At 31.4% G+C, this 6,316-nt stretch carries 5 protein-coding genes (1 of these 5 only partly in view); 1 reads left to right on the top strand and 4 read right to left on the bottom strand.

What is annotated here, in order from left to right:
• The 4 genes from QMD61_11185 to QMD61_11200 form a co-directional block, all read right to left on the bottom strand.
• Positions 1 to 686, bottom strand: partial view of a glycosyltransferase family 39 protein gene (locus tag QMD61_11185; GenBank protein ID MDI6725197.1) — the 5' end (the start) only. 1,024 nt of this gene lie to the left of the window's left edge; only the first 686 of its 1,710 coding nucleotides appear in the window; the start codon lies at positions 684 to 686; the stop codon falls past the left edge of the window.
• Positions 687 to 850: 164 nt separating this feature from the next.
• On the bottom strand, positions 851 to 2,674 hold the full coding sequence (locus QMD61_11190; GenBank protein ID MDI6725198.1) for a glycosyltransferase family protein: 1,824 nt from the start codon (positions 2,672 to 2,674) through the stop codon (positions 851 to 853).
• Between the two features lie 272 nt (positions 2,675 to 2,946).
• A complete protein-coding gene (locus tag QMD61_11195) occupies positions 2,947 to 3,693 on the bottom strand; it encodes a hypothetical protein (GenBank protein MDI6725199.1) in 747 nt (248 codons plus the stop codon).
• Between the two features lie 196 nt (positions 3,694 to 3,889).
• A complete protein-coding gene (locus QMD61_11200; GenBank protein MDI6725200.1) occupies positions 3,890 to 5,785 on the bottom strand; it encodes a helix-hairpin-helix domain-containing protein in 1,896 nt (631 codons plus the stop codon).
• 265 nt (positions 5,786 to 6,050) lie between these two features.
• Here QMD61_11200 and QMD61_11205 point away from each other — a divergent pair.
• A partial coding sequence (locus QMD61_11205; protein ID MDI6725201.1) for a TSUP family transporter occupies positions 6,051 to 6,316 on the top strand: 266 nt, incomplete at its 3' end.

The following is a 6,316-nucleotide window of genomic DNA, read 5'->3' on the forward strand; positions in this document are numbered from 1 at the left end:
TCATATCCTCCTGCAAGCATCACTGTTGGAACAAACCAGATTAAAACAGAGAAAATTAAAACAATTGATGCATTCATTATTCTCTTCAGGTTTAAATTATTGTAAAAAAGGCAGAATAACCATAGTGGTAACATCAATATCACAAGATCTTGCCTGAATCCTCCCGATAAACCCAAAGCCAGTATGGATGGATAAAAGTATTTTTCATTACCTTGAAAGACATGATAAGATAAATAAACAATCAGTGTTGCAAAGAAGGCCTCACTTAAATATATTGTAGCTATTTCTCCATAGAACCAGAATAAAGGATTAAATATTAGCAGTATTGATGCATTAATGGCAATTATTCGAGAAAACATTTGTTTAACTAAAAAATAGATTAAAATCACAGTTAAAATACTGAAAATGATGCTTATAAATATCATTGTGTTGTTAGCATCGTTAAAAATTATGTTAATCACTCTTCCGAGCCATACAAAAAATATGTAACCAGGAGGATGTGGTTGGTGGTGTATGATATCAAATTTTTCAAATGCTAAGGCGTAGTTCACTGAATCCCATTCATATAGGAATTTGCTTACAAAAGGAAGCCTGGTTAGAACCACTATTGTACATAATACTGTGGTAATTATAATGTCCAATTTTCTTGAATTAATTGAACTTAGATATTTGAGCTTATTCCCCATCTAAATGCTCCTGGAATTTAGATTATTCTTTGGAATAGACTCTCGTTGATAAATAGAGAAGAAAGAATTCATTAATATTAATTTGTATTACATCTAATTTAATTGTTATTATATGATATTTGGGGCAAATAGTTGGATTCAAGTTAATAGATGATAGTAAAAGATTAATTCTGATCCATTAATATTTCATTAATTTGAAGATAATCACTTGAATCTGGAGCTATTTTATACCTTTTTGAATATTTTTCAATATGCTTATCCAGTGCTTCAAAAATCTTCTGGTTCCCTTCATATTCATAGGAATTAAGGGATTCTCTATATATGTTAAGGTGTGATAAAAATCTTTTAATTGTTTTCTCATCTATTTCTTCATGGAATTCTCCATATCCTAACTTTTCAAGGTATAATCCATTAACAATTTGTTCAAATTGTTTTTTTACTGGAATGCTCAATACAGGTTTTCCAAGATAAATTGCTTCGCTTATTAATGTGAATCCTCCATTGGATATTACAGCCTTGGCCGATTCAAAATCCTTAAAGAATCCTTCTTCACTGAATTTCTTAAATTGGAGATTATCTTCTGTTTTTTCCATATCAAATCCATATATAACAAAGTTTTCATCAATATTTTTAAGATATTCAATAATTTCATGATTAGAGTCGCTTGTTTGATAAACAAGTACATTATTACCATTATATGGTTTTAAATTTAATATTTCATCTCTCAACACTGGGGGGAACAATGAAACATTTTTTTGCTTTACTGGAGGATAGAAGTAAGTCGTAATTAGGTATTCTTTAGGTTTAACAATAAAAGAGTGAATTACTCCTTTAGCCGCGATTTTTTCAATTAAATATTCTTCAGGAACTTCAATTTCACACTGGGTGATAACGTGGATATTATCCAGACTAATTAAAGGAATCCGCATGAACTTACTTAAAAGGCTTGAATAAGCTTCAAAATCAGATATTATAATATTGGGCTTAAATGCTTTTGCAATATTATAAAGCATCCTGAAATTATCTGTAAAATCTCTTGGGAGATTTTTCATCCCAACAAGGAATGTATCTATATATTTTGCAGAATTTTCTTTATATACTGTGTTAAAACCATGGATGCGATATACATTATCAAATTTTTTGGATAGATAATCAAATGCTCTGTCGCTTGCAAATATAATGACCTTATTACCCTTATTAAGTAAATGATCTATGATTACAGAACTTCTAATTGCATGTCCCATGCCTTCGCCGCATACTGAGTAAATTATTCTTTTTTCTTCGGTTTCAGAGTAGCCAAATGTATAATTCAGCTGTTCAGCAGTAATTTTTTTCCCTAAGAAATCGTATAATGTGCTTTTCGTATATTTACGGCCCAGATCTTTTATTCCTTCTTTTTCAAGCCTTCTTGTAGAAACAAGGAGTTTTGGTTTCCTTAAAACCCGAAAATTACCCATTTTACCAATTCTGTAGATGTAATCGCTGTCTTCTCCAAAATCAAGGGATTCATCAAAGCCTCCAACAGTTTCATGAAAGGATTTTTTCGTTAAAATCCCGTAGCAGCCTGCTCCATGGGGTCTTATGGATTCTACGCTCTTCATGAAAAAATTAGCTAAATCATGTAATATTTTATCGGTTTTACTGTTACTGATTGGTTCAATCTGAGTTATGGCAATATCAAGATTCTTTTCATCGAATTCTGTTATTGCAGATTCAAGATAATCTTCTGTTAATACTGCATCAGCATCTAAAAATAGTAAATATTCGCCGGATGCAATTTTTGCACCATTATTTCTTCCCGTACCAGGCAGTCCACCATCAATAATTTTGCAACCGAAGGATTCAGCTATTTTTCTTGTATTATCCGTTGATTTAGCATCAGCTACTATAATCTCATAATCAGTAAATGATTGACTTTTTATACTTTCAAGTAACTTTTGAAGATACTTTTCTTCATTGTAGGTTGGTATAATTATACTAAGCTTCACAAGCCTAATTTATTGATTTTTTACTATTAAAAGTTACTTTTTAATTAATATTTCATAAATTAGTAATATTGGTTTTAAGCAGTATTAAAAGAACAATAGTGCTGTTTATGTTTTATAACGTTTCCGTTTATTTTTTATATTTTTATTGCATAAATTTGCCTTTAATATCACTGTTTGAATGATTGATAATTTTTAATTATAAGTTTAGCCTAAAAACTATTTTTTTTAATAAAATTGAGGTCTATTATGGGTTTTAATGATAAATTAATCCTTTATTTTAAGCCTAATTGCGTAACTAACCATCTGATCCGGTCTTTATATGCTTCTTCATTAATATAATGGTTACTTTCATACCATTTAATAGATTTAGAGGTGCTTCCAGCATTATAAAAGTCCATAAATTTTTCTTTTGAATAAAATGTATCCTGGATCCCAAAAAAGAGGTTTGAAGGAGATGCATGACTAATATAATGAACAGGATCAATGGGATACATAGTTTTTTTGAATTTTTTAAGTGTTTCCACTTTCAGATCAGGAATATTCATCAATGCTACATCAGTAAAGCTCCCAACACCCGCCATCAGCACATAAGCATCAATCCTTTCTTCTAATCCTGATAATATCCCTCCAAAAAGAGCTCCAAAACTATGGCCCACAAAACCAACTCTTTTGATGTTCTTATCATTTAGAGACATTATCAAATCAAGGGCACGCCTGAGATCAACAGCAGTCTTAATTAGATAGTTGTAATATTTCTCCGGCTGTTCAACACCTTCCATTGCTATTTTTATAAATTTCTGGGGATTTGCCCAGGGAGATTCAATTAAAATAGAAACTACATTCTTTCCAGCTAGTTCTATGGCATCTTTTAAAAAGGCTGATCGATTTCCAGGAGCAGGATACACAAAAATTACCCCTGCTTCTGATGTATCTCCTGAATCAACTAAATAAGCATTAACCTTTTCTTTTAAACCAATAAAACTGATATCACGAATAATAATATTGTTTTTATATTTCACTGTATTTTCTTGGAAGTTAAAGGGTAAATCTTTATCATAGGAAAAGAGTTGTACCAGACTATTAAAAGATTCAGAGTAATTTTTGATTTCATTTTTTAACCCTTTTAAGAATTTTATCACTGACAATTAGGAATTACAATGGTTTAACATTCTGAAATTGTTCCCTTTTGTATTTTTTAACAGATTTATCCTAAATTCAGAATTTCTCGAGTATCTGTCCATAAATATCCTTCAATTTTCCATCTGATTTTTCATAAATCATTCTGAGAATCAATTCCGGAGTACTCTTTGCTAAATAATTCATTCGGGGTGTTCTATCAACAAGCAGGTTGTAATTTTCATCAAGACCTTTAGCTTCAATTCCATCCACCCTAACTTCAGTGTATTTCATTATTTCTCGAGCCATGTGAGTTACAATGACGGCATATGAATCAGAACCTTTGAGAATATCTATAAAGCTTGCAATAATTTTAACTGCCGCTTCAAGTTCAGTAATCGCTTCTAATTCGTCTAATAATACTAATTTAGTAGTATCTGTAATTACAACAGGCATGAATGTGTTAAGGAAAGATTCAAATGCACCAGCATCCAGTGATCTTTGCTTCGAGAAGAAATATATTTCATCTACAAGCTTAACTGTAGCTTCTTCTGCACAAACAGGAAGTCCCATCTGTGTCATTATTGAAATCTGGGCAAGTGTCTCAAGTAATGTTGTTTTACCTCCGCTGTTTGCTCCAGTTAATAGCGCAACATTTTCAGGGATTTGAAGAGAATAATCTATTTTTTGAATATTATTTCCTTCTTCTAATGCTAAGTTAAGGTGTATTCCACCATTAAAATTGAATTCGTTACCTATTTGTGGGGGATTCAAATCGTAGTAATATGCGAAACATCCAAGTGCAAACTCATAATCAAATTCGAGAATTTCCTGTATTTCTTCTTCAGCCTTTTCTCTTAGATTTGAAAGTCTGGAAGCAGCTTTTACTTTTTTATCAAAGGTATTCAGGTGCTGGGCTGCGATCTGCTGTCTTTTTACCCTTTCAAGCTCATGATCATCTATTTCGACTGGGTATTTTTGTATGAAGGGGTCAAATGAACAGCCTGTGCGTTCTTTAATCTCTTCTTTAGCTTCCTTAATAACTTCGTCAAATATGTTTTGAATTTTTGCGGGCATGCCCTCATTCATCAATGCTAAAACTTCGTCTCCTTTAAGATCTACCTGTTTAATACTATCTTTAAGCTTTTTATCTGCCTTTTTTTTCGCATCTTCCACTGCAGCATCAAAAATGCTTTCGTCAACTCTGGATGATTCAAGAGAATCAATTATATCAATAATTTCTGGAATTACTGATTCACGTCCTAAAATTTCCTTAATTTTTAAAATATTGTATAGTAGATGGTAGTTTGCATAGAAATAAGAAAGAACAGTTTCCGGAACAATTTCATATTCTAAAGAATCTCCAGTTACCATAGCAACATTATATGCATCATCAAGCTCAATTTGACCGGTAGAAAATATATATACTACAAATTCGTAGTCTTCAAGACTTTCTACTTCTTCTGCTGTAAGAATGGTTGCATATCTGTTTAGATCCATATCCATAAGTCTATTGTAATCTTCTCTTGATTCAACAAGTATTGCTCTTGTTGGATCGTATTTTGGCTTATCGCGAGCCGAAGGATTTACTTTTTTAAGTAAGCTGCTAATTTCATCAACAGGAAGCCTGGAAACGGTTTCTTTTGCATTCATTACAAAATCCAGATTTTCTTGAATTTTTAATTTATCCATTGTAGGGCTAATTAAAAGAATTCGGTTTTTCCCATATTTGGTATTTGCATATCCTAAAATTCTTGCAATTATGTCATCATAAATTTGTACTGCTCTTCCAGTTTTTAAAAATTCTTCTTTGGGATTACCTAATGCAGCATTTATTATTTCTATTGCTTTAGACTGGCTGACACCTTCAATCTTTGAGATTCTATCAACTTCATAATTTTGAATTGCAGCGCTTAATTCTTCAGCACTTCCAAAGCTATCAATAATTTTTTTCGCTAATTTGTCACCTATACCCTTAATTTTTGTTAAATCCACTTTCTATCACCGATAAGGCAGTACTAATCGTTTATAAAGCATTCAGATGTTGTTTTGGCTTAAAATGATTATAATACTTAATGCATAAGATATTTTATTAAATATAAACAGATTTATTATTTAATCAATATATTTCCATCATAATATTTTTCAATATATAATATCATTCTGCTTAAATATAGTTTGGTAAGCTCTTGAAAAGTAATCTCAAATTAATTGATTAATATATTTTTAAAAAATTAATTTAAAAACAGGAAATTATACAATGGAATCTTATATTTTTTATATATTAATGCTTATAATCACTGGGGCAGGGATAGGATTTGCATCAGGGCTTCTTGGAGTTGGCGGAGGATTTATAATGGTTCCTATTTTATACGGGCTTATGACAACAATGGGGATAGATCCAACAATTGCCATAAGAGTTTCACTGGGCACAAGTCTTGCCGTGATACTTCCAACAGCACTAAGCGGCGCTCATGGTCATTACAGGAAAGACGCTGTTTTACTGAAACCAGCAGTTTTTTTAGC

The organism is Methanobacterium sp., from assembly GCA_030017655.1.
GTDB lineage: Archaea > Methanobacteriota > Methanobacteria > Methanobacteriales > Methanobacteriaceae > Methanobacterium_D.